At 37.2% G+C, this 23,355-nt stretch carries 23 protein-coding genes; 7 read left to right on the top strand and 16 right to left on the bottom strand.

Annotated elements, in window-relative coordinates; translation table 11 throughout:
- Positions 1 to 297: 297 nt before the first annotated feature.
- Together J0J33_RS06290 and J0J33_RS06285 are read left to right on the top strand one after the other, a co-directional pair.
- Complete coding sequence (locus tag J0J33_RS06290) at positions 298 to 1,107, top strand: Cof-type HAD-IIB family hydrolase (protein WP_019335346.1); 810 nt, start codon at positions 298 to 300, stop codon at positions 1,105 to 1,107.
- A complete protein-coding gene (locus tag J0J33_RS06285; protein WP_017369743.1) occupies positions 1,104 to 2,027 on the top strand; it encodes a LacI family DNA-binding transcriptional regulator in 924 nt (307 codons plus the stop codon). Before J0J33_RS06290 ends, J0J33_RS06285 begins: the two co-directional genes overlap by 4 nt.
- A 45-nt stretch (positions 2,028 to 2,072) precedes the next feature.
- Here the strand turns inward: J0J33_RS06285 and J0J33_RS06280 are convergent, their stop codons facing one another.
- The 3 genes from J0J33_RS06280 to J0J33_RS06270 are packed head-to-tail and all read right to left on the bottom strand — an operon-like array spanning position 2,073 to position 5,044.
- Complete coding sequence (locus J0J33_RS06280; protein ID WP_019291884.1) at positions 2,073 to 2,846, bottom strand: DUF1295 domain-containing protein; 774 nt, start codon at positions 2,844 to 2,846, stop codon at positions 2,073 to 2,075.
- Entirely contained in the window at positions 2,843 to 4,636 is a 1,794-nt protein-coding gene (locus J0J33_RS06275; protein WP_117517416.1) for a DAK2 domain-containing protein, read from the bottom strand. The genes J0J33_RS06280 and J0J33_RS06275 overlap by 4 nt, the downstream gene beginning before the upstream one ends.
- A gap of 12 nt (positions 4,637 to 4,648) precedes the next feature.
- Entirely contained in the window at positions 4,649 to 5,044 is a 396-nt protein-coding gene (locus J0J33_RS06270; protein WP_206921624.1) for a DUF2177 family protein, read from the bottom strand.
- A 203-nt stretch (positions 5,045 to 5,247) separates the two neighbouring features.
- On the opposite strand from J0J33_RS06270, the gene J0J33_RS06265 reads away from it, so the two are divergent.
- A complete protein-coding gene (locus J0J33_RS06265; protein WP_019291887.1) occupies positions 5,248 to 6,405 on the top strand; it encodes an ABC transporter permease in 1,158 nt (385 codons plus the stop codon).
- Positions 6,406 to 6,436: 31 nt separating this feature from the next.
- Here the strand turns inward: J0J33_RS06265 and J0J33_RS06260 are convergent, their stop codons facing one another.
- From J0J33_RS06260 to J0J33_RS06245, 4 genes are read right to left on the bottom strand one after another with little or no spacing between them, the layout of a single operon-like run.
- Entirely contained in the window at positions 6,437 to 6,949 is a 513-nt protein-coding gene (locus tag J0J33_RS06260) for an Asp23/Gls24 family envelope stress response protein (protein WP_019291888.1), read from the bottom strand.
- A 31-nt stretch (positions 6,950 to 6,980) separates the two neighbouring features.
- Positions 6,981 to 7,166 carry a DUF2273 domain-containing protein gene (locus tag J0J33_RS06255; RefSeq protein WP_019291889.1) on the bottom strand — a complete coding sequence of 62 codons (186 nt, stop codon included), beginning with the start codon at positions 7,164 to 7,166 and terminating at the stop codon, positions 6,981 to 6,983.
- Between the two features lie 11 nt (positions 7,167 to 7,177).
- Complete coding sequence (gene amaP / locus J0J33_RS06250) at positions 7,178 to 7,735, bottom strand: alkaline shock response membrane anchor protein AmaP (protein ID WP_019291890.1); 558 nt, start codon at positions 7,733 to 7,735, stop codon at positions 7,178 to 7,180.
- A gap of 32 nt (positions 7,736 to 7,767) precedes the next feature.
- Positions 7,768 to 8,010 carry a GlsB/YeaQ/YmgE family stress response membrane protein gene (locus J0J33_RS06245; RefSeq protein WP_017369751.1) on the bottom strand — a complete coding sequence of 81 codons (243 nt, stop codon included), beginning with the start codon at positions 8,008 to 8,010 and terminating at the stop codon, positions 7,768 to 7,770.
- Between the two features lie 204 nt (positions 8,011 to 8,214).
- Here J0J33_RS06245 and J0J33_RS06240 point away from each other — a divergent pair, with 204 nt between their 5' ends.
- Positions 8,215 to 8,760 carry a hypothetical protein gene (locus J0J33_RS06240; protein ID WP_206888739.1) on the top strand — a complete coding sequence of 182 codons (546 nt, stop codon included), beginning with the start codon at positions 8,215 to 8,217 and terminating at the stop codon, positions 8,758 to 8,760.
- Positions 8,761 to 8,824: 64 nt separating this feature from the next.
- Here the strand turns inward: J0J33_RS06240 and J0J33_RS06235 are convergent, their stop codons facing one another.
- The 5 genes from J0J33_RS06235 to J0J33_RS06215 all read right to left on the bottom strand — a co-directional run bounded on the left by J0J33_RS06235 (position 8,825) and on the right by J0J33_RS06215 (position 15,574).
- Entirely contained in the window at positions 8,825 to 9,064 is a 240-nt protein-coding gene (locus tag J0J33_RS06235) for a CDP-glycerol glycerophosphotransferase family protein (RefSeq protein WP_230625243.1), read from the bottom strand.
- A 116-nt stretch (positions 9,065 to 9,180) separates the two neighbouring features.
- On the bottom strand, positions 9,181 to 11,292 hold the full coding sequence (locus tag J0J33_RS06230; protein WP_165716685.1) for a DUF6056 family protein: 2,112 nt from the start codon (positions 11,290 to 11,292) through the stop codon (positions 9,181 to 9,183).
- A gap of 350 nt (positions 11,293 to 11,642) precedes the next feature.
- Positions 11,643 to 12,227, bottom strand: a complete 585-nt coding sequence (locus J0J33_RS06225; RefSeq protein ID WP_206888737.1) for an isochorismatase family protein — start codon at positions 12,225 to 12,227, stop codon at positions 11,643 to 11,645.
- 24 nt (positions 12,228 to 12,251) lie between these two features.
- Positions 12,252 to 14,687: a ribonuclease R gene (gene rnr, locus J0J33_RS06220; RefSeq protein ID WP_206888734.1), complete on the bottom strand. Its 2,436-nt coding sequence runs from the start codon at positions 14,685 to 14,687 to the stop codon at positions 12,252 to 12,254.
- Positions 14,688 to 14,944: 257 nt separating this feature from the next.
- Positions 14,945 to 15,574, bottom strand: coding sequence for an NUDIX hydrolase N-terminal domain-containing protein (locus J0J33_RS06215; RefSeq protein WP_206888716.1), 630 nt, complete (start codon positions 15,572 to 15,574; stop codon positions 14,945 to 14,947).
- Between the two features lie 135 nt (positions 15,575 to 15,709).
- Between J0J33_RS06215 and J0J33_RS06210 the strand changes: the two genes are divergently transcribed.
- Positions 15,710 to 16,060, top strand: coding sequence for an NINE protein (locus tag J0J33_RS06210; protein ID WP_230315945.1), 351 nt, complete (start codon positions 15,710 to 15,712; stop codon positions 16,058 to 16,060).
- Between the two features lie 406 nt (positions 16,061 to 16,466).
- On the opposite strand, the gene yjeM is transcribed toward J0J33_RS06210, so the two are convergent.
- Positions 16,467 to 17,996: a glutamate/gamma-aminobutyrate family transporter YjeM gene (gene yjeM, locus J0J33_RS06205; RefSeq protein WP_165713697.1), complete on the bottom strand. Its 1,530-nt coding sequence runs from the start codon at positions 17,994 to 17,996 to the stop codon at positions 16,467 to 16,469.
- Between the two features lie 166 nt (positions 17,997 to 18,162).
- Entirely contained in the window at positions 18,163 to 19,113 is a 951-nt protein-coding gene (locus tag J0J33_RS06200; protein ID WP_206888710.1) for a DUF4822 domain-containing protein, read from the bottom strand.
- Positions 19,114 to 19,226: 113 nt separating this feature from the next.
- Between J0J33_RS06200 and J0J33_RS06195 the strand changes: the two genes are divergently transcribed.
- Both J0J33_RS06195 and J0J33_RS06190 read left to right on the top strand, forming a co-directional pair.
- Positions 19,227 to 20,693: a cell wall metabolism sensor histidine kinase WalK gene (locus J0J33_RS06195; RefSeq protein WP_206888708.1), complete on the top strand. Its 1,467-nt coding sequence runs from the start codon at positions 19,227 to 19,229 to the stop codon at positions 20,691 to 20,693.
- 9 nt (positions 20,694 to 20,702) lie between these two features.
- Positions 20,703 to 21,392, top strand: a complete 690-nt coding sequence (locus J0J33_RS06190) for a response regulator transcription factor (RefSeq protein WP_206888704.1) — start codon at positions 20,703 to 20,705, stop codon at positions 21,390 to 21,392.
- 45 nt (positions 21,393 to 21,437) lie between these two features.
- On the opposite strand, the gene J0J33_RS06185 is transcribed toward J0J33_RS06190, so the two are convergent.
- The gene (locus J0J33_RS06185; RefSeq protein WP_206921623.1) at positions 21,438 to 22,607 is read right to left on the bottom strand and encodes a VOC family protein; all 1,170 of its coding nucleotides are present in this window, start codon (positions 22,605 to 22,607) and stop codon (positions 21,438 to 21,440) included.
- Positions 22,608 to 22,684: 77 nt separating this feature from the next.
- Positions 22,685 to 23,296: an alpha/beta hydrolase gene (locus J0J33_RS06180; RefSeq protein ID WP_206921622.1), complete on the bottom strand. Its 612-nt coding sequence runs from the start codon at positions 23,294 to 23,296 to the stop codon at positions 22,685 to 22,687.
- Positions 23,297 to 23,355 lie beyond the last annotated feature (59 nt).

The following is a 23,355-nucleotide window of genomic DNA, read 5'->3' as shown; positions in this document are numbered from 1 at the left end:
AGAATACTCAAAAGTTGTATCTATGCCAAGCATAAACACAACTTATCTGCGCCAAAAGAAATAGACTGTCAATGGAAGTGTTTTGCTCATGTGATTTTCTCCTTTATGAATTTAAAACTTATTATACGTAAAAATATTTTAAATTGCAAGAATTTATACAGAATTATGTGAAAATTTATGAAATTCCAGTTTTTCTCCTCAATTTATCTTCCAAATCGGAAAAGCATATCGCTTGACATGGAACGCGTTTCATAAATTACAATGAAAGCATCAAAAAAACATAAAGGAGATTTAACGATGATTAAACACATTTTTACAGACATGGATGGGACACTTCTCGATACACGTGGCAGCCTTTCTGATACAAATCGCTGGTCAGTCTGCCTGAGTGATATCCCCGTTAGCCTTGTTTCCGCACGAAGCCCGATTGAGATGGGCCCTATATTGAATAAACTTCAGCTAAAGACACCACAGATCGCTTTCAACGGAAATCTAACTTTTACTCAAAATGATTTTGGGATTCAAGTGATTGAAAAGCACACCTTACCGGCTGATATTGTTTCCGCTCTTTTGGATTACTTCTCTTCAAACTTTCCAAATGTAAGCCTCAGCTGGTACAGCTTGGCACATTGGTACATTAAGAAACAGGACAAGGGAGTTTTCTTCCAAAAAGCCCTTACTGGAGCTGAACCACGTATTAAAGCATTTGACGGACAATCTGAAATCTACAAAATTATGCTGATGTCTTTCAACCCTGAAGAAATGCTACAAATTGAACAAGCTTTAAAAGAGCTGGATATTCCTGATATCCATGTGACTCGTTCCACAGTACATACTTTAGAGATTACATCTGCTGAAAAAACTAAGGCTGATGCTGCGGAAGCTATTTTGGAAGAAAAGGAAATTAACTTTGAGGAAATTGCTGCAATCGGTGATGGACATAACGATATTCCGCTCTTGAAGGTTGCCGGTCTTCCTATCGCAGTAGATAATGCTAGCGAAGAAGTGAAAGCCCATGTTAAAATAGTGGTAGCTAAAAATACAGATCACGGTGTAACTGAGGCGCTCTCAGCTATTCGTGAAATCAACGAACAGGTAACCTTATGACATCTCTTTCTGATATTGCCAAACTTACTGGATACTCCAAAGCCACCGTTTCTCGTGTGCTTTCTGGTAATGGCTATGCCTCTCAACACACGCGTGAAGAAATCTTGAAAACTGCTGCCGAATTAGACTATGCGACAAATGCGATTGCTCAAGAATTGGCATATGGAGCTACACATAATATCGGTGTTGTACTTCCTTATATCAAGTCACCCTTTTTCAGCAAAATTTTAGAAGGAATCCTTGAGAAAAGCTTTGAAACAGGATATAAAATTATTATTCTCCCCTCAAACTATAATCAGGATTTAGAAATTGAATATCTAGAAAAATTACGTAAAAAGGCCTTTGAAGCCATCATTTTCACTTCACGTCAAGTACCTGAAGAGACGATTCTTAAATATCAGAAATATGGTCCTATCGTGCTCTGCTACAAACCTGAAAATTCAGGGATTCCAGCAACCTATGCAAATCGGATTCCTGCTTATCGTGAAGCCTTTGAATGGCTCAAGGAGCAACACTGTTCAAATATTGGCTTTCTCTTATCCAGAGGTAAAAGTCCAACAATCTCAACTACTCTACAGGCTTACAAGGATGTTTACCAACTTGAAGCAAGACCAGAGCAGATCAAATCAGGCCTTATCTCATCTGAGGATGCTTATCGCTTTGCTCCACAATTGACACAATTTGACGGAATTTTTGCTAATTCCGACGAAATTGCGGCCAATGTATGGCGTTGGTTTGAAGAGCAAGGACTTCCTAAACCGATTATTGTAGGACAAGAACGTTTGCTCGCTGGACAATTGCTCAAATTACCCACCATTGACAACCATTGCCGTCAAGTCGGGCGGATGGCTTTTGAGCAGGCTGTTTCAAAAGCAAATAAACAGACCTCTGTTAACTCTGAGTTTATCCTTGAACGTTAACTGAGGCGTGACATAAAAATCCCAAGAAATTTATCTTGGGATTTTTTACAGTCCTTTCTTGCCGATGAAAGGGAAAAATTTAGGGGTGACTTGTGCATATGCTTGAAAATCTTTGCGCGCTTTGTATTTCCTTTCAAGTAATGGGACTCCAGAAACAAATAAGAGTAAACCAGTGATTAAAAGTGGACTCACGATCAACCAAAGATCAGAAATGTCTGTAAAAGCGATCAAGAAGATGCCCCACCAACATGCAGCTTCTCCAAAATAATTCGGATGTCGTGTCACTGACCACAAGCCGCTGGTCAGTAATTTTCCTTTGTTTTCTTTATGCTTCTTAAACTGTTCCAGTTGCCAATCACCTATTACTTCAAAAACAAAACCTATCAGCCAAACCACTACTCCAAGAATTTGCCACCAGAAAATTTGACTTTCCGGGCGGTGATTGCTTTGCATGATTGGCAGCGCAATAATAAAAAGTAAAAGGTACTGAACCATAAAGACTGAGAAAAAAGCCTTTAGTTTTGGCGCGTGACTCCCCCATCTGCGGCGCATGTTTGTATAGCGATAATCTTCGGGTTTGTTCCAATTGCGTCGGGCTAAATGAACGAATAACCTCACACCCCAAAGCCCAACCAAAACCAAAATTGCTCTATTTTGCATGGTTATTTGAGTATTGAAGAAATAGCTTAAACACGCTGTTAAAACAAAACCTCCGCCCCATGCTATATCGATTAATCCGTAGTTTTTCTTCTGGTCTGCTACTTTAAACCAGCAAATAAAATAAACAAGCAAAACCCCTAAAACTATTCCATAAATCATAACTGCTCCTTTGTAATTCCAGCGACAGCAATACTTCCCGCTCCCGCAGAGATAGCAATGGCAGATGAACTCTCAATCACCTTATAATCATTGCCTGTTTTTTCTTTTAATATTTTCTGCCAATCTTCTATATCACCTTGGGCCAAGACATGAGTCAGAGCAATATCTTCAATCTGTCCACTTTTTGCTAAGGATTGGATTTTTTTGAGTATTTTTTTCATACTTTGCTTCTGACTTAAGGAAGCACCGATGAGTTTCCCATTGCCCGTTTTGTCTAGACTAATTATTGGATGAAGTGAGAGTTTTTGAGCTATTGCTCCCAAAGACTGAGGAATTCTTCCTGACTGTATCATCGGAGATAAGTCAGCTACTGCCACATAGATGAAGATTCTTTCACGTAGCTGCTGGATTTCTTGCACAAGCTGTCGGATAGGAACTTTCCTCTCCGCAAGTTGGGCTGCCCGTTGTACAAGTAAACCTTGAGCAACAGAGTTTAATCGTGAATCAATGAGATGAATCCAGTTTTTCGAATAATTTTTTTCTTTGATACGTTGCTCAATCAACTGATATGTGCCACTAAGTTGTGACGCTACCGTGATAACAAGCACATGTTCATACTTACCTTCCAAAAAAGAGAAAAGCGCATCAATCGTTTGGATGCTTGGCTGTGAAGTACCCATCTTAAGATTTTCATCTGCTTTTTCTTTGATGAGTTGTGCATTAATTGTCAACTTGTCTAGAAAATTTTGGTCTCCCACAGTGACATTTACAGGTAAAACATGCACTTGATGTGCAAGCACGAATTCTTGAGGTAAATCAGCAATAGAATCTGTAACAATCGCTATTGGAGCTAACATTTGTTGAGAAATTTCGTACTGTAGGCGCATATCGTCTACTTTTTGGTAGATAATTTGTCCGTATTTTTCTAGCTTTGCCAAGACCTTTTGAGGCTCATTAGTGTGCATATGGAGTTTTAACTGTTTAGCATTTCCTGCAGTAACCATTGAATCGCCCTTTTCTTGCAGTACTTCTCGTAATTGAAGTTCAGAGATTTGGGGTGCTTTGATGATAAATTCGGAACAGTATCTGTAACGCGGTGCTTCAGCTATGATATGATTTACCGAAAGTTCTTTAACCCTCTCTAGACCGTCATCTGCCTCTTCATCCCCAACTTTTAAAACTCTACCACAGTAAAAGTCTGTAAAACCAAGGATGAAATAATAAAAACCTTTCGCCCCTGCATCTACCAACTTATTTTTCCGTAACAAAGACATTTGAAATTGCGTAGCATTTAGTGCTTCTTGTGCTTCTGCTTTTGCTTCTAACAATGCCTCTTCAAAGGAGTGATTCAATCTATAATTTTTTTCCAGTGTAATAGACCAGGCACGCATTACTGTTAAAATAGTCCCTTCCTTAGGATCTATTAACGAACTATAAGCTTTGTTTACAGCTTGTTCTAAAGCTTCCACAAAACTTTCAAAATTCGTTTCTGCTTTCTGGTAGTTCTCAGCCACAGCACTTAAATATTGGGCAAAAATGATTCCTGAATTTCCTCGAGCACCAATAAGTGCAGCTGCTGATATCTCATCTAAAAGAATATCCATAGGATAATTTTTCATCGGCACATTGTCAATAATAGCTTGCATTAATGAGGCAAGATTACTACCTGTATCTCCATCTGCCACAGGGAAAACATTTATTTTATTCAGCTCTTCTTTCTGAAGGATTACTTTTTCTGCCCCAGCTCTAAAACTCTGTAACAAGCGATAATTTTCATTTTTTTCTCCCACTTCTTTCTCCTTCTAAAGCTGTGTAGCAATTATATAAGTGAGTGTTGCACTAAAAAAAGTCACAAAACTCCCCCAAATAATATCAACAATTGTAATTTTCAATGGCCAATCGCTCAATGTCGCAAGATTTGTCAAATCATATGTGGCATAACATACTGCTCCAAAAAAAGCTCCGGCTAAAAGAACATAAGAAAGGCTTTCTTTTTCTTGTCCAGGTATCAAAACAAAAAATACAAGTGCAGCCACATAAATAAGATAAAAAATGACGGCAGGCAAAAGTTTGGTTTGCCCCATCAGATGGCCAATATATGGTTGATAAAATTTTTTATTTGCAAAGATTAACCATAAACTATCCAAAATAAGGAAAATTACTGCATTGATTAAAAACAACTTTAAAAATTGAAACATCTTATACCCCTTTTCCACTTCGTATCCTACTCGGCAACCGATTTCATTTCATTAATTTTAACACTTCTCTTTAAAATTAGCGAAAAACTTAACTCAAATCTTTCAATTCAGAAAATTTTCATTTCTTAAATGAATCAGAGAAGTTAAATCGTCAAAATATTGATATAATAATAAGAATAGGAGTTAAAAAATGGAGAAGATAAATGAAAAAAATAATTGAAATTCCGGATGATGTTGCGGATAAATTTGAGCAACAAAACTATAAAATGTCAGTCGAGCAAAACCAGATTGTCTTAAAAAGTGACGTTGATCAGCTTGATGCACAAAATTTTTCGTTACACTATATGCTTATTCCCAGTTTATTAAGTTTAGTTATCTCGCTACTTACTTTCTTTTTAAGTGGTCATTCTCAGATTAATTTTACGGGCGGGCGGTATCATTCTGTCGCTGGAATCAGCATGCTGTGTGCGACAATTATTGGCTTTGCAACCTTCCTTTGGGTTTATGCCAAGCAAAATACCTCACCACAAAAACGCATGCTTAGCCGTATAAGAGAACTTGTCACAATCAGCCTTGCCTATACCTTGATTGTTTTTGCGATTCAAGCATTAATTTGGTACATTTTGGGGATGACCTTTGTCGGAGTAACTCTCGATCGCTTCACAGCTTCTTTTGTAGCTGCTCTCTTTTCAGCTATTGTTTTTTACTTTTTGATTCTTTTTGCAGCCTCTGTTAAAATTTCTCATCTGATTATCTTATTGTTTATTACCTTTATTGGTGGTATTTTCCTTTCCATGGCCACTAATGGTCAAAATGGCTGGTGGCAATACAACTTTAGCTTTTTAGGAACAGGTGAAGCTAAAAATCAGTGGCAATTTAATTTTACGATGATTTTTTCTGCTTTGATGCTATTAACGATCACTGATTATTTATTTATGGATTTTCAAAAAAGCGACTTGTACAATTTCAAAGTCAAAATTGTTCAAGCTTTCTACTATGTCATTGCTCTGTTTATTGCTGGTGTAGGTATTTTCCCCGCTCAATCATGGACAATGACCTTTCACAATGCCTCTGCGTATGGTATTGTTTTGTGCATTATTATCTTGATAGTATTAAGTAAATATCTGTTACCCCAAATTTCGAAAGAATTTCTCAGCATGTCAGCTATTGTTTTCGTCGCTCTTGTTACTTCAGCAATTTTATTTCTGAAAGTTCATTATCTGTCTCTGACGGTTTTCGAGATTATTGCCTTTGCAATTTCCTTTACATGGTTGGTTCTGATGATTAATGCTCTCCAAAAAATGCTTCATGAGTCGAGTATCTATCAAGTCAAAGTTGTCCAACTAAAGGAAGAGATTTAATAAAAAAAATAAGGAGAAAATCTCCTTATTTTTATTTTACACGTGGTTCATCATCATCGCTGACTTTGTCTTTCACTTGATCAACTTTTTCCGAAGTAAATCGTCCTGTTGATTTTGCGGCATCGCCTACTTTATCTTGAAGGCTTTGTTCATCTTGTTTTTGTTGTTCTTTCGTTTTAACATCGATAACATCTACGTTAACTTCTACAACTTCAAGGTCTGTCATGCCTTTAACTTCTTTTGAAACAACTTCTTTTATATTTTTATAAATGTCAGGAACATATTTCTTATATTCAGCTACGATTTTAAGATCAACCGCAACTTGTTGTTTACCAACTTCGACACCTACACCAGAAGTTACATCGTCCGTATTTACGAGTTTTCCTGTGAGATTAGACAGGAAGCCACCATCAACTGCAAGCAAGCCGTCTACTTTTTCCAAGGCAAGTCCTACGATTTTTTGAATCACTTTATCTTCATAAGTTAAAGTTCCACTTACTGCATCAACTGAGTTATCCAAAGTTTTTTTGTTTTCTTGTACCATAGCTTCTCCTTTTTATTTATAAATTATTTAATTATTTTTTACCTATTTTATCAATATATCCTGTACGTTCGAGATAGAAACCAATATAACTACCAAGCGCGATGAGTAAAAACAGTAAGAGCATCTTCCAAAAACCAATTGTAAAGATACAGATAGCGATGATTGCTCCAATTGCCCCACCTATAATTGGATATTGATATTCTTCTAAAAGATTCATCTAACCTCCAATCATAACACACGTGAACTGCTTTTACTCTTTGGTGTTACAGCGTTCACTTTTATTTTCAAACTTAAGTGATGATTTACCCCGAGAAACTCTTTCAAGCCCTTACGAATTTCTTCTTCAATAAGCAAAGCCTTTTCTGAAATTTGCACACGAGGTATAATCTCACCTTTAATCGCAATTTTAATCTTATTTTTACCTAGCAAAGTATCGATTTTCGGATCTTTAATATAACCATTTTCTCTGAGCGTTTCTCGCACAAAGCCTTCAATCGCAGATTTTTTAAGAAGCAGTTCTCCTCTACCTTCTCCTAAGACAAAGCCTGTATATCTTCTTGGATAGAAGATAATGACAAGTAAAAGAATGAGTAAGAGAATTCCTAAAATACCTGTTGCAAACAAGAAATATGTAGGCAAGTAAGGTCCAATATAAGGGACCTGCGCCATATCTGTAATTGGTTGGACTATATTAAATTTCCCGAGTGTGTAAAGAAACAGTGGTAGGATGATTGTAATAAGAAATAAATCAACTAAAATTAGAATAATTTTTTTTCCTTTTGACACATTTCCTCCTCCCGTTTTACTGCAGCTACTGTTTAATCGCCCATTTTACTTAAGAAGAAAGAAACAACAGCTACCACGATAACGGCACCGATAATGGAAGGTATAAGCGCCATACCAGCTAAACTAGGGCCCCATGATCCCAGTAAAGCTTGACCAACAGCAGAACCCACGAGACCCGCTAAGATATTAGCAATCCATCCCATAGACTTCCCTTTGCTTGTGATTGCACCCGCAATCACCCCGATAATTGCACCAACGATTAATGACCAAATCATAAAGCACCTCTTTCTTTCTATTTATTATTTTTTCTATATAATAATTCTAACAAAGTTAAAAAACGCTTACAAATTATTCGACTTATCTTTTTTAGATGAGAGTTTTTTCTTCATTAACTTTTAATTTATAGATAATTAATCAGGTTTTTGAGAGACAATATGTTATACTGGAAGAAAGAAAAGGAATTTTAAGGAGTCTTACATATGAAAAAATTTAAATTATCATTACTTTTAGTTAGTTCATTAGCTGCTATCTTGCTACTGACAGCTTGCAGCAATACAACTAGTGCAAAGAAAGACACATCTTCTGAACCTTCTAGCTCTGTTAAAAGCTCAAGTGAAAGTACAAGTAAAGCCAGCAGTTCAGAAACAACAACTACAACATCTGAGAGTTCAGATGCCAGTTCAACTTCAGATTCCACAACAGCTACTTCTGAAGCCCCAGCTACATCTGAACAACCGTCTGAACCTGCAACATCAGAAAGTTCAGATCAGGGCTGGGTCGATAACTCAAATAATCCAGTAGAAAATAACGGTGCAGGTGGTCATAGTCCTCAGGCTGACCCTAATGCAACACCATCTAGCTCTGAAACAACTCCCAACGGACGTGCTTGGGTCTTGGTTTATGTAGATAAAGCAGGCAACAAGCATGAGTCAACAGTTTCAACATCATACAAGGAACTTCAAGATAAAGCAAATGCTCTCCTCGCTTCAGGTGAAGCAACATCTTATTACTTCATTCAAAAATAAGGATAAAAGTAAAAAAATAAGCCATTTAGCTCTAGTCTAATGGCTTTTTTTATGTAAATTTTATCTACAAGCTCTGGTTCATAATTGCTTCAATCAACTTAAGCACACGTTCTGTTGCTTTGCCATCGCCATAGTTATATGTTTTCTTGAAAAAGAGAGCTCTTTCTTTTTGGTAGGAAGCACTATCTGTTGCTTGGAGCGCTTGGATGAGCTCACTTTCATTAAAAGTAACCTCTCCGGGAAATTCTTGCAGATAATCGATCGTCAAACCTGGTTTTTTAGAATAACTTTTATAGTCGGGCACATAAGCAATAAACTCAAAAGAAAATAAACTTATAGAAGGCACTAAAAAAACTCAAGGTATCGAAGAAATTATTTCTTCTATCTACTTGAGTTTTTTGTATTTTTCACCCTTAATACTTATCTTCCCTGTCGTTGTTTAAGAAAAATATCATAAACCACAAAAATTAATAACCCAGCAACTACGCTATAAAAAGTCGAGAAGCTTCCTAGATTTTTCCAAAATGGAATTTTGGTTACTTCTACTGTTTTATTCCAAGGTGTCTCTGCATCAATGGTAATACGAGTTGTTTTTGATCCATTGCTACTGTAGCCTCGTGGCAATTGTACGGTGAGTGTTTCTCCTGTTTGGCCTTCAATGTTTGTGATGGAAATATTTTTTTGATGTTTATCATTAAAGAAAAGTGTGATGGTATGAAGTGTAGGCTTGACATGAATGTCAATGGTCTGATCGAAACGTTTATTAAAAATATAAGATTTAGGATTATTTGATAGTATTTCATAGCCTGCAGTTGCTGCATGAGAAATATCATAAGCTTCATTATAAGGTGAAGTGATTTGCTCTGTTGCAACGATTTCATCCTTGTTTACATCGATATAGCGAATAAGCGCGTTACGAAGCCAAGGTTTATCTGCCGGTAAGTTTTTGTTATTTGGTTTAGGATTCTTAGTAATGGTTGTTTTTGCTGCCGAAGTTTTAGCAGTTTGCTCACGTTTTAAGACCTTATCAGTATTGAAAGGAAGAATCTTGCGTTGGAAATAACCAAAATATTTATTGTAAGCATTCAGAATGTTATCAATAGGTTGAGCATTCTCTAAGTTTACTTTTGCCATTGGCACTGTATCATCCAAATAGACTTTCTCTAGCCCATAATATTTGGCAAACCATGTGTTCGCCCATTCTTTTTCTGGGTGCTCACTTGAAACCAAATAAGGCGTCCCAAAATAAGCATTAAAGTCGTTAGAAGTCATCGGAATCCCAGGTACGCGGACCGAAGTTTTACCCTCTTCTTTTGCTTTTTGGGCTATAGATTGGGCTGTATAAAAATATTCATATGAATTTTTGATGTCTTTTAAATTATAGTCATAGCTGGGCAAACTCACAAAGCTTAAGCAAAGAATGGCAATGCACAAAGGCACATTGGTCCAAGAGCTTTGTGTATGTAACTCCTGCCATGCTTCAATCATCATTAATAAAGCTATGATAAACAGAATATTACTCGCAAACCAAAGACGGGCAGGTGTGATGGGCGATGCCAGGATTGCAGCACAACCTGCAAGACCTGATACCAGAAAGATAAGTCCTCCATGCCAGAGATAACATGCTTTTTCTTGGAGTTGCTTCCGGTTAAAATAAAGAATTCCCCCAAATACAAGGATAGGCAGTATCAGAAAACCAGAATAATGCGCAGTTCCCAATATGATATCGAGGAAACGTTGGCCTAAACCGGAAGAAGCACCGTAGTTCTGCGTTTCAGCAGATCCTGATGATAAGATGACTTGCATCCCAAAACCAAAGGCGGCAGCTAAGGTTCCTAAAATCTGCGCCACCGTGTTTCCGTTTGTCGATTTTTTAAAATTATAAACCGTAAAAATGAGAGCAAGCAATACAGTTGTCGCGCCACCGACTTCATTTGTTAAGCCTGCTAAAAGTCCCAAAACCGGGAGATAGTATTCTTCCCAACCACGTTTTGTACTTACATTAAAACGGTAGGGTAATAAAAAGAGGAGTATGATTACTGTGGCCCACAGGTAATTTGCAGCTCCACTGACCCAAAGCACTGTGCTGCCCATCCCCGGAATGAAAAACCACATCAACAGAAAAGTTAACGTCAGATGCAAAGGTTTTAAAAGTACCTTTTTACCACTGATTATTACATTCAATAACAGCCCAACCAATACATAAATACTGGCATTAAGGATATTGAAAATTCCTTTAGGAAGCTGCATCGCTAAGATTTCGAAAATTATCGAAGTCATGCGGGCATTCCATAGTGTCATGTGCGTATAGACTGCTGAAATATAATCACCAATATTATGATATTCACTCAGATGTTCACTTGGCCAAGCACCTGTATAGATAAAGTGATACAAAAAATCATCGCCCGTGTAGCCTGTAAAGCGGTTGAGGTTCAAAATAAAAATAAAGGTCAGTCCTAAAACAACTATGGTTGCTATTGTGCATAATATATTCCAACCACTTGTTAAATTAAATCTTGTCCTATTTTCCATGTTCAATATCCTTAAATAGCTTATATAAGCCATCTTCTATTTCTTCCGTATTTTAAGCCGGTTAAGGTTTGGCTTACTGTCTTTTTTATCTTATTATCGGACATTTTCCCACTTTAAATCATTACTTACACTTTCAAATAAATGTGAAAAAATCACCGTTAACATTATAGCAAAAAAATGTGTCAATTTTACTTTATGAAAAAAATAACATACTGTTACGGTGATTTCTTTTATCTTCTCCAACTTCTTATCAATTGTCTAAAAATATAAAAAGCTCAAGATGCAGAAAAGCCTGTGCTCTTCTACATCTTGAACTTTTCAAATCACCAAAACCTACTGTTCTCTATGGTCTAATCCTGTATCATCTTCAAGACTTGCTCTGTCGAGCGGACGCGTCCTAAGCGTGTAAAGATACCGTTAACGATGCCTCTATGTAGTGCCCCATTAAAGTCTGTCATTGCATCTTCAACAGCAATCACATTATATCCATGTTGATAAGCTTCACGCGCCGTTGTATCACAACCTATCATTGTAGCAACACCTGTCAAGATAATGTTTTCAATGCCTCGTCTACGTAACTGCACATCGAGATCTGTCCCATAAAAAGCGCCCCAATTGTGCTTTTTGACATGGATTTTATTTTTAACCTCTTCATCATAAGCCAGAGGAGAAACAAATTGGCTATAATTGTCGGGAAGTGGACCAGAAGCACTTATATTTGTATCTGTAAGCGGAGTGAGCATTTCTGGCCCATAATTTTTCACATGCACAAAAACGATAAGTCCTGCTGTATTTTTGAACTTGTCCAGCAATCTATCATTTTTGTTAAGAATTTCTTCCTTACTATAGGGTTCAAGCTGTGAACGATTTACAATGCCTTCTTGTAAATCAATCAGGACCAAGGCCGTTTTCTCAAGATTCAATTGTTCTGACATAGGCTTTTCTCCTCTAAAGTATTTTTATTTTTTCGATTTTTTCTTCGTATTATTTCCGAATTTTCCTTTTGCTGCATCCGCATAGAAAGGCTTCTTCTTTTTCTTTTTATTTGGTTTTTTATCGAAATCGTTTTTACGTTCTCGATCCTCATCCTTGGATTTTCCTCTGTATTTTTTGTTTTTGTTATTTTCAGAGAAATTTTTTCCGTGTTTTGAGGCTTTACGTTCCTCTTTATTTTCGGAACGATTTGCTTTTGGTCTACGGCGTGGGCCTTTTTCTTTTTTAGATTTTAAATTACTTTCGACAACATCGAGATCACTCTTGATATATTCAAAGTCGATATCACCGGTAACTTTATCCGCTTTAGTAACTTGGATTTTGATGGGTTGACCAATTCGGAAGACAAGTCCTGTTTTTTCTCCCACAAGCGCCATCATACGTTCATGAAAGTTCATATATTCACCTTTAATAGTAGAAATATGAACCAAACCTTCAATAGTATTTTCAAGCTCAATAAACATCCCAAAGCGAGTAACGCTAGCAATAACACCTTCGAACTGTTCACCGACATGTTTTTCCATAAATTCGGCTTTTTTCATCTTTTCAACTTCACGTTCAGCATCGACAGCACGGCGTTCACGGTTACTTGATTGTTGAGCAATTTCCGGTATTTTTTCGGCCCAATATTCGATGGTCTTTGGACTTGGTTGAGCCATCTCACGAATTAAGCGGTGCACGATCAAGTCAGGATAACGACGAATCGGACTGGTAAAGTGCGTATAGTTTTCTGCTGCCAAGCCAAAGTGACCATAGTTGTCTTCCGAATAGCGTGCTTGTTGCATCGAACGCAGAAGCATCGTTGAGAGAACCATTTCTCCTGGTTGGCCTTTCACTTTTTTCAAAAATTCTTGCAAGGCTTTTTGACTAACTTCTGTCGAAGTGCCTTTGACTTGCAAACCAAAAGTTGCAGCAAAGTCGATAAAACGGGTCATTTTTTCTTCTTTTGGATGTTCGTGAATACGATAAATCCCTGGTAAATGACGTGCTTCAAAACTGCTTGCAACTGTTTCGTTAGCAATCAACATGAAGGACTCAATCATTCGTTCTGCTGTTCCACGACTGCGCTTACGAATTTCGATAGGCAAGCCATTTTCATCAACGATGATCCGTGCTTCCATCGTTTCGAAATCAATCGCTCCACGGCGGCGGCGCATCGCTGCCAAAGCTTCGTGAAGTTCAGACATAATTTCTACGGATTCTTTAATTGCAGCATATTTTTCTAATGTTTCCTCGTCACCAGCAAGCATAAGGTTAACATCATCGTAGGTCATACGTTCTGTCGTCTTGATAATGGAAGGACCTATTTGTGATTGAAGGACTTTTCCTTCTGGCGTAATCTCCATCACACAAGACTGTGTCAAGCGATTAACGCGTGGGTTGAGTGAACAGATACCGTTTGAGAGTCGTTCAGGCAACATTGGCACGACACGATCAGCCACATATACTGATGTTCCACGCTCAAAAGCTTCACGGTCCAAGGGCGAATTTTCAGTGACATAGTGTGACACATCTGCAATGTGAACGCCCAACTCATAGTTACCATTACCCAAGCGTTTGATATGCACAGCATCGTCTAAGTCTTTTGCATCAGCGCCATCGATAGTGAAAGTAATCTCATTACGATAGTCCACGCGCCCCATGATATCTTTTTCATCAACTTCTTCTGGTACAGCGTTCGCTTGCGCCAAAACGTCTTCTGGAAATTCAGAACGAATACCAAGTGAAGCTAAAACTTCAAGAACATCGATTCCTTTATCACCTGCTTGTCCGACAATTTCGACAGCCAAACCTTGCATACTTTTGGGATTTTTCTTATCTGGATAAGCGGTAATGTCAACACGAACTACTGCTTTATCTTCTGGTACCAAGCCCTTATCTGTCAAAAAGACATGATAAGGCAACTTTTTATTGCGTGATTTTACGTAACCGATAGGATTGAACTCTTGACGTTCTTTTTCGTCAAATTTGACAAAAGTTCCGACAAGCTGAGTAACCGCGCGCTTTAAAACCTCTGTAACTACCCCTTCAGCACTTGTGCCTTTTAAAGGATTAGCATTACTTTTCAGTTCGACTTTTACTTCATCTCCTTCAAGAGCAAAAGCCGTTCTTCCCTTAGGAATAAAAACGTCAGGCTCATCAGAATCCACTGTTACAAAACCAAAACCGTTCGCATTAGCACGGAAGATTCCGACAAGTTCTGCTTTTACTTCGGCTAGTGTGACTTTTCCATTTTTTGTAAATTCCAGTAATCCTTCCCCTTCAAGAGCAGCTAAAGTTTTAACAAATAGTTTAAAATCTGAAGCCTTTGTTAGGTCAAGTTCCATTGCCAGTTCTTCTACAGCATAGGCTCTCTTTGGATGTTTTTTAAGTTCATCCAATATAACTTCTTTTATTTTCATGTTTCTCCAATATTTCTTTTTCTCTATGCACTTTGGTGATTCTTTTCAATCCCAATAACATACATTATTATTTTAAAAATTAAAATGCGGACTGTCAGCAGCCCGCTACTTTTTGGTTCGATAAACGTAAAATCTCCACTGATTTCTCCGTAATCGTTTATTCAATAGGGGCAATCATCCTAAACAGCCCAATCTTTTTCATCGTCCGCATGGAATAATGATATTATAACATATTTGATATTTTCGTGAACCACCTTTTACTGCACGCGATCAAATCTTGCTCCTGCTGTTGGATGATTATGATATTCAAAAGCTTCCAGAAGATCCTCACGTGTGTTTCGATCCACAGAAATATTCTGCAAGTTTTTAACTTCTTCCCGCGAGAAAAAGCGTGCCTCCGAAGTTTCTAATCCCGGATGCAACTCAAAAGTTTTGGGCTCACAATAAAAGAAGAGCTTATAAACATAATTCAAGCTTTTAGGATAAGGATGTTTGGCCTTATCAACCAGCTTAAACAACTGTAACGGTATCACTTCAAGCCCACTTTCTTCTCTTACTTCTTTTTGAGCTATTTCTGCGGGAGAATAACCGACATCTGCCCAACCACCAGGTAAAGACCATTGTCCTTCAGTTTTTTCTTTCACAAGTAAGAGACGGCTATCTTCAAAGACAACAGCTCTTACATCCACTTTGGGTGTGACATAACCTAAATCCTCATTAAAGAAGGATTCCAGTTCATTTTTTGAGTAAGAGGTCAACTTTTGAGAAATTTCAAAGAGAATTTCTTTCATTTCTTCTAATCTTTCTCGGTCATACACATCTTTATTATAATACAAAGAAGTGTTTACAAGAGCTTTAAGTTTTGCTAGAGCTTGAGTTGTATCCATTTTTTATCCTCCTTCTCTCATTTTATCACACGTACGGGATGATACAAAAAGTATTTATTATTAACTAAATGAAAGAGTATATTTTATTGAAAAATTTTTATTAAATGTTTGAATCTTGGGGAGCTTGTCTATATAATGAAAAGAGTAAGAGATAAAAAATGGGAACAAATCATATCGCAAGCTAGTCTCTTGAAGAATGAAATACGTGCGCGAATCACGCTAAAAGGGCAAGGAGAAACTTTTATGAATGAAAAGAAGATTAACAAACATATTTTTGTTTGGATTGGAAACTTTTTAGTTGGACACTTTGGCGTTGACCGCTTTATGCGTGGTCAAATCGGCATGGGTATCTTTAAACTTCTATGTAACTGGATGACTTTTGGTATTTGGTCACTCACCGACTGGATAATCTCCCTCGTGAAAGCTTATAGTACATATAGTGACACAGACGATATTACCTTTATCGATGGTAAATATTCACGATAAATGAAAAAACATCCTCATCTTCAAAAGATAAGGATGTTTTTTTGTGGGATTACTTAAAACGTTGTCCACGCTTTCGTCTTATCAACCGAATAACTACACCCGATAAGCCACAAAAGAGAGCACCAACGGAAGCTATCGCTCCCAGCCCTTCTAAAAATAATTTGTGAGAGTGTGCGCCATAGCTAAATAAAACAAGACCAACTGCTATTATGACAAGCCATGTACTGCTTATTCTGATTCGATCGTCCATTGTGTTCCTCACATGTTTTAGTAGGATATTATTATAGCATATAATATCACGAATCAATTCAAAATAAATTGTGAGGAAAAATATTTCCAAAGAAATGTTAGGAATTTCCTAAAATTGTAATAATCTCTTCAAAGATTTCCGTCTTTTCCTTATATTTTATATCTTAACGCTTTGCTTCTTATAGTTTCGGATCAGCCACCAGCCTAATACACTGAAGACAACTGGTCCGGCTATCATTGAGATAATATCCGAATAAACACTTCCCAAAGGAATTTCAGCTGGCGCTTGGAGATAATTTATGACGGGTTCAATAATTGTAAAGAAGTCCGCCAGAATAATCATCAGCGCTGCAATCCAAGAGATGCCAATAGCAAAGGCTTGATTTTTCATAATCGTGAAAGGTTTCTCGATCGCCTGATTTTTCTTGAATTTGATATAAGCAAAGACGATAAAGACATAGGGAAGACTAGAAGCAATATTACTCATGTTAGTAATGACTAGGAAGAATTTATCTGCTGCTCCCTTATTGATGAGTGAAATTCCCATATTCAATAAAATCATTAGAGTCACAATGATGAATTGAGCTTTCATAGCATTTTTAGGCACACCATTTTCTATTTTTCCAAGTTTTCCTGGCCACACTTTTTCCGGTGTCCCCTCCATCAGTTGTTTAAGGGGAGAATAAATCAAAGTAAAGAGTGCACCTATAAGAGTGAGAAACATCGAGAGACCTACATAACGAGCAAAAACTGTTCCCCAAGTATGTACAGCACCAGATGATAGATTGAAGGATTCTGCCAGTTTTTCACCCAGCTGCTGCATCATAAAATAAGTAATATTACCTTGGTTGACTGAACCATCCATAATCCCCGGAATCCAGTCTTTATCAAAATTAATGAAAAAACCTGTACAAAGAATCATGAAAGAATAACCAATGCCAATAATGGCTGCCGAAAGTAAGATACCTTTAGGAAAGTTCTTTTTCGGTTCCACTGTTTCATCAACCAGTCCTCCCACGGATTCTACTCCGGCGTAGGCAAAAATAGCATATACTAAGAAAGCAATAAAAGTAACAAAACTTGTAGGTTGCAATGTTGGATTTGGTGTTGAAATCAAGGATTTTATCGTTAAGGGCGTTGCAGGCTGAAAACCACTTTTAGCTAAAATAATAAAGGCACCGATGATGAGAATAAAATTAAGTGAAACAACAGCAATACCTCCAACTGAGGCCACTTTTTTTATGGTTTCAAGCCCTCTAAGCGAAATGAACGTCACGAGAAACATGATAAGAATGGCCAAAAGTGACACAATAACTGTGCTTGGTAAGATTGTTGTACCAAAAATCATGTTCGATATAGGTACAAGTATCCTGTTACCTACAGAGACAAACCAGATAACCCATGACATGTACCACATCAAAGTACCAACCATGGCAAAGGATGGCCCCACTGATTTTTCCATCCATGTATAAATACCACCTTTCTCAGCATTAAAAGCAGAACCAAATTCAGTGACCATTAAAGAAAATGGGATGAAAAAGACTAAGGCACTAATAATATACCAAATGATTGATCCGTAGCCCATTTGAAAAAAGGCGAGCGGAACATTCCCAAAGCCATACACCGATGTAAAAATCATCAGGGCTAAAGAAATTGCTGTTAATTTATTTTTTTTTAGTTGCGACATTTTCTTCCTCTTTATGTATTTCTTTGGATTTATTATACAGCTATATGTATATTTATGCAAGAATTTATTAATAAACTGCAGTAAGTATGAATATCAATAAAATGCTTTTCTATTGTCTCTCCTTGAATCGGCATAAAAAAATAGAGTAAAATACTCTATTTTTTTACTAGAAGGTAAATGCTGGATTAAAAACCCCTCTATATGGCTCATGTTCAACATAGACCACAATATCCTTACCAGCTGCATCTTTCCCCATACGTTTGTAAGTAAATTTTTGAGAATTTAGCTCAGTGATTTCTAATACTGCACCGTATTTATTTTGACCAATAGAAACATGACTTCTAATTTTATTTTTGAAAATCACATCAAAGTAACCAAAATCACCACGGGTATTGCCTGTATTGACATCGAAAAATTCATATTTGCTAGTTTGTGCATCAAATTTCGCAAGGCTAATAAACATCTGGTTTTCTTTTGTCACGTCATTACCTTGCTCATCACGTACTACTGTACCATGCCATAAGGTACTACCAAGAATTTGACTGCCGGGCTTTGACTTCACAATTTTGCCTGTTTGAGTATGCAATTTTTCACGACCATGTGTAAATTTAAGATTTTTCGCCTTATAGGGTACATGTTCGACATATACTTCGACAGATTGACCATTTTTATCGACACCCATTCGTTTGTAAGTAAATTTGTGGTGATTCAACTCTGTGATATCAACGACAGCTTGATAGTTTTGTGTCGCAGAGATGAGAACACGTTTTGTACCATCATTTGTTACGAAAAATGTTCCTTCATCACCTCTTGTTTTTCCGGTTGTCTTATCAAAAAATTCATAGTAACCTGTTTTGCTGTCATACTTGGCAAGGCCGATAAAGTTACTATTTTCTTTTGTTAAATCATTGCCCTGCGCATCATAAACTTTTGTGCCTTGCCAGTTTGTCTGTGACAATGTTTTTTCATATTGATTTCCTAATGAAGAATCGTTTTTATGTGAAGATGAATGTTGAGACACCTGATTGGCTTGGGTCGAGTGATCTGACACATAAGTATCTGCAAAGACACCAAGTGCTAAGACAGATGAGAACAATACTATTTTTTGAACTTTCATAAGATAATCTCCTTTTTTATTGTATAATTTATTATAGCAAGCAAATATAAACTCCAAATGGCTAAATTATGAACAAATTATAAACTTTTAGCATTTGGTTGAGAAAGAGCTATATGACAATAAAACATAGATTTATCACAACTTACATCAGTGCTATCGCAGTGACATTAGTTTCTGTGTTCTTAATTTTTTCTGTTGTATCTTACAGTACTTTGGGTAAGATTCCTTCTATAAAAAATATTTACAGTATGTTAACGACAAACCAGCCTCTCTCAGAGCAAGAAAAGCAAAGTTTTCTGACTTTGCAAACATTGGTAAAAAGTTCGCCAAATCTTCTTGAGCCTCCTTTAAAGGACGAAGCCAAAGATATTATTCAGAGCATCGAAAAGCAAAATATTAATATCGTCATTCGCAAAGGCAATAATGTCCTCTATCATTCCGAAGAGCTGAAAGCTTCTTCACTTCGGGTTCATATACCTGAGTTCGACGAAAGCAATCTTAATCCGACAGGCACGATGGATAACAATGGACGTTTTTATAATTACATCAAGTACAGCTTTAGATATGAAGACGGGACTTTTGGTGATTTTCTAATTTTAAAAAGACAAACTAACTTATTTGAGTTCTTCATTCGTTGGGGCATCTGGATGATTCTGTTCATTCTCATTTTATCTGCTCTTATTTTCTGGTTTATCAGTAAGCAGCTTTCAAAAACCGTCATCAAACCCTTAGTTACTCTAGAAAAAAATGCCCGCTATCTGGTCGAACAGAATAATATACTTACGGAAAATCCATTTACTGATGATTCAAAGGGTGCAAAAGAGGTTGAACAGCTAAAAGAAAGTTTGTACCAGATGTGGACGGATCTTCAATCTGCACGTCTGGTTCAGAAAAAGTATGAAGAAAATCGCAAAGAACTGATTGCCACCATCTCGCATGATCTTAAAACACCGATAACTTCAATCCTTGGTTATGTCGAAGGGTTGCAGGAAAACATTGCTCAGACGCCAGAAAAACGAGCACTTTATTTGGCAACCATCCATGAAAAGAGCTTGGTACTCAATGAACTTATCGATGAACTCTTCCTTTACTCGAAGCTAGATATGGATAGTGTCAACTTAAATTTTAGCAAAATCGACTTTACCTTTTATATCCAGAAGTTTGAATCCGAAATTGCAAGACACGAAAATGTCAATGTTATCCTTCAGCTCCCACAAGATGAACTTCCTGTGCTGTTGGATACAGCTTACTTTGACCGAGTTATGCAAAACCTCATCCAAAACAGTTTTAAATTTGCCCAAGCAGAGCAGCAGTTAGAGATTATACTCACTTTATTTAAAACCTCAAAAGGTGTCCAGTTTATATTTGAAGACAATGGCAGAGGAATTTCACCTGAGGACTTACCTTATATTTTCGATCGTTTATACCGATCTGATAAGTCGCGCACTTCTCAGATAAAAGGCAGTGGTTTAGGGCTGAGTATTGTCAAACAAATCGTAGAACAACATCAAGGGTCTGTTCATGCCGAAAGTACTTTAAATAAAGGCACACGTATTATAATAATTCTGCCTAAAGCATAAGGAGTAACAATGAAAGATAAAATTTTAATCATCGAAGACGATGTGAGTATCGCCAATTTACAAAAGGACTATTTGGAAATTAACGGAATGGATGCTGTGATTGAAACAGACGGAACAGCTGGTTTAAACACTGCTCTAAATCTAGATTTTGACTTAATTATCGTGGATATTATGCTTCCCGGGGTTGATGGATTTGAGATTTGTAAAGCAATTCGAAATAAAAAACAAACGCCTATCATGATTGTTTCCGCAAAAAAAGAAGATATTGATAAAATTCGCGGACTTGGCTTAGGTGCTAACGATTATATGATTAAACCATTCAGTCCCAATGAACTGGTGGCACGAGTCAAAGCTCATATCCAGAACTATAAAATTTTAAAACCTAAAGAAAACACCGATATGCTTAGGATAGATGACCTTATCATCCACAAGGATTCACATAAGGTTTATGTTTTAGACAAAGAAATCATCCTCACGAACAAGGAATTCCAACTGTTGCTCTTTTTAGTCGAACATCCAAATCGAGTATGGAGCAAGGAAAGCTTATTCGAACAAATCTGGAAGATGGATATTTATGATACAGATGTTGCTACTGTTGTTGTTCACATTAAAAGACTAAGAGAAAAACTCAAAAGCGTTCAGTCGCCAACACAACCTATCGAAACTATTTGGGGCGTGGGCTATCGTTTTAATTTATAATAAAAAACGTTTCTATCATAAGGACAGAAACGTTTTTTATATTCTTTATTTTCCAAGATAACGTTGTTCAAAAGCTTCAAGGCTTTCACCTTCTCGACGTTCAACAACTTTTTCAACAGTCCATAATTCATCATGGCTACGATCACGCATCGTATCCGAAGTATCTAGAGGACGTAAACTTGCTGCTGTACGTGCTTTGACAGCTTCATCTTCTGGGAAGAGATGAGGAGGTAAACTTAGGTCTTTCCCTGCTTCTTCTTTTGATTCGTCAATCCAGAAACCTGAAGTAATTAATGCCTCTTCATAACTGTCGACAGCACCATCACCTGACTCAGCCATATCAAGAGCGCCAATACCTGGTGTAAATGTAGCAATTTCAAACAGAACACCCGGAGCTACACGCACGTATTCGCTAGAGAAGTAGAAACGATCCACCAAGCCAGAATGTGGTAAACGAAAAGCTTGAATACGTTCAATCCAGTAATTTAAAGTTTCAGGATTTGTCGTTCCTAATGCTAAATGGTGAATTGTACCGTAGCCTTGATAAGCATAACGCTCATTTTCTTGCGCTTCTTCAATGATCAAAGCTGCACCATTGCCTCCATTGGCTACTTCAAAAAGATGCAAATTATCTTCTTGACCAGCATAACGAAAGCCAAAGACTGTTTCCAAAATAATCCGTAAATTGTAAGTGTCCGTAACTTTCACAAAGACTGGACCCATGCCAATGATTCCATGTTCAGGCGCTACATTTGAGAGAAGCCATGAACGATCCAGTGCAGCATCACCTGTGTTGTCTTGATCGGAAATCAATTGGTATTTTTGACCATCAAAATCTTCAAATTCGAGTGTTTTCTTGCCAAATTTGACATTAATTTCGCCATGTTTAACATGGGCTTTTTCAAAACGCTCTGTCCAGTAAGTAAGAGAAGCGTCACTTGGTACACGAAACGAAGCACGTTCAATATTGTTTGCCCCATGCATTCCTTTGGGAATATCTTTGAAGTCAAAGAAGGTCATATTTGGACTTTTCCCATCTTCCCCTGTGAAGTAAAGGTGATAAGTCTCATAACCATCTTGATTGACGGTTAATTTTGCCAAACGTAAGCCTAAGATATTTGTAAAAAAGTCATAATTCTTTTGTGCGCTTGATGTGATTGCTGTAACGTGGTGAACTCCACCAAGGATGTTTTGTGTTTCAATTTCTGTGTTCATGGGATTTTCCTCTTTTTTTAGTTTTTTTATGATTTTCTCGATTGGAAAGACATGTTCATGTAAGCTTATCTTTTTCTTCATGCTGCTAACCATTTCTTTGCTGCTACAAGTTCATCATTGCTTAATTGGTGACCAAAACTGGTTTTAAATACTTCCAGCTCACATTCTGTCTTTTGCAAGTCAGAAGAGAGCTCTTCCAGATTTGCTCGACTTACGATAGGATCATTGTCCGCGTGAGTCAGAAAAATTTTACTTTCATCTGCAATTACGGGTTCTTCTATATCGGTAAGTTGCATGGCATGAAAGGCTAAAACTCTATCAAATTGCATTATGCCTTTCAGTTGCATATATAGTGCAACATTCGCACCATTAGAATAACCAATCACTGCAAGTCGCGTAAGATCCAGCTGATATTTTTGTCCTAAACGTGTCACTTCTGTAGCTAACCATTGGGATTCTTGGCTCAGCGATTTCAAGTCAAAATTTTCTTTCGTAAAACCAGGACCTTTGAGTTTAAAGTAGCGGTTTATCCCTTGCTCACTGACGCGTCCACGAATGGATAAGAGAGGGTGATTGGGAAATAAGTCTTCAGCCAATGGAATCAGCTGCTCTTCATCACCACCTGTGCTATGCAAAACCAGAACAGGTGCAAGACTTTCATCGCCGGGTTTAAAAATATAGTTGGTCATTTCATTTCCTCTTTCTGATACAGATTAGACTTGCCTATTTTTGATACAGCCTCAACATC

The organism is Lactococcus sp. LG1267 (genome assembly GCF_017309545.1).
In the GTDB taxonomy this organism is placed as follows: domain Bacteria; phylum Bacillota; class Bacilli; order Lactobacillales; family Streptococcaceae; genus Lactococcus; species Lactococcus petauri.
This window is presented reverse-complemented; position numbering and strand designations above follow the sequence as displayed.

Excerpts from the sequence above, each read along its gene's own strand:
- J0J33_RS06290 (WP_019335346.1), top strand. The coding sequence starts at position 298 with ATGATTAAACACATTTTTACAGACATGGATGGGACACTTCTCGATACA.
- J0J33_RS06260 (WP_019291888.1), bottom strand. The coding sequence starts at position 6,949 with ATGGTACAAGAAAACAAAAAAACTTTGGATAACTCAGTTGATGCAGTA.
- J0J33_RS06255 (WP_019291889.1), bottom strand. The coding sequence starts at position 7,166 with ATGAATCTTTTAGAAGAATATCAATATCCAATTATAGGTGGGGCAATT.
- J0J33_RS06240 (WP_206888739.1), top strand. The coding sequence starts at position 8,215 with ATGAAAAAATTTAAATTATCATTACTTTTAGTTAGTTCATTAGCTGCT.
- J0J33_RS06270 (WP_206921624.1), bottom strand. The coding sequence starts at position 5,044 with ATGTTTCAATTTTTAAAGTTGTTTTTAATCAATGCAGTAATTTTCCTT.
- J0J33_RS06195 (WP_206888708.1), top strand. The coding sequence starts at position 19,227 with ATGACAATAAAACATAGATTTATCACAACTTACATCAGTGCTATCGCA.
- J0J33_RS06285 (WP_017369743.1), top strand. The coding sequence starts at position 1,104 with ATGACATCTCTTTCTGATATTGCCAAACTTACTGGATACTCCAAAGCC.
- J0J33_RS06190 (WP_206888704.1), top strand. The coding sequence starts at position 20,703 with ATGAAAGATAAAATTTTAATCATCGAAGACGATGTGAGTATCGCCAAT.
- J0J33_RS06200 (WP_206888710.1), bottom strand. The coding sequence starts at position 19,113 with ATGAAAGTTCAAAAAATAGTATTGTTCTCATCTGTCTTAGCACTTGGT.
- J0J33_RS06280 (WP_019291884.1), bottom strand. The coding sequence starts at position 2,846 with ATGATTTATGGAATAGTTTTAGGGGTTTTGCTTGTTTATTTTATTTGC.
- J0J33_RS06230 (WP_165716685.1), bottom strand. The coding sequence starts at position 11,292 with ATGGAAAATAGGACAAGATTTAATTTAACAAGTGGTTGGAATATATTA.
- J0J33_RS06180 (WP_206921622.1), bottom strand. The coding sequence starts at position 23,296 with ATGACCAACTATATTTTTAAACCCGGCGATGAAAGTCTTGCACCTGTT.
- J0J33_RS06215 (WP_206888716.1), bottom strand. The coding sequence starts at position 15,574 with ATGGATACAACTCAAGCTCTAGCAAAACTTAAAGCTCTTGTAAACACT.
- rnr (WP_206888734.1), bottom strand. The coding sequence starts at position 14,687 with ATGAAAATAAAAGAAGTTATATTGGATGAACTTAAAAAACATCCAAAG.
- J0J33_RS06265 (WP_019291887.1), top strand. The coding sequence starts at position 5,248 with ATGAAAAAAATAATTGAAATTCCGGATGATGTTGCGGATAAATTTGAG.
- J0J33_RS06210 (WP_230315945.1), top strand. The coding sequence starts at position 15,710 with ATGAAAAGAGTAAGAGATAAAAAATGGGAACAAATCATATCGCAAGCT.
- J0J33_RS06185 (WP_206921623.1), bottom strand. The coding sequence starts at position 22,607 with ATGAACACAGAAATTGAAACACAAAACATCCTTGGTGGAGTTCACCAC.
- J0J33_RS06245 (WP_017369751.1), bottom strand. The coding sequence starts at position 8,010 with ATGATTTGGTCATTAATCGTTGGTGCAATTATCGGGGTGATTGCGGGT.
- yjeM (WP_165713697.1), bottom strand. The coding sequence starts at position 17,996 with ATGTCGCAACTAAAAAAAAATAAATTAACAGCAATTTCTTTAGCCCTG.
- J0J33_RS06225 (WP_206888737.1), bottom strand. The coding sequence starts at position 12,227 with ATGTCAGAACAATTGAATCTTGAGAAAACGGCCTTGGTCCTGATTGAT.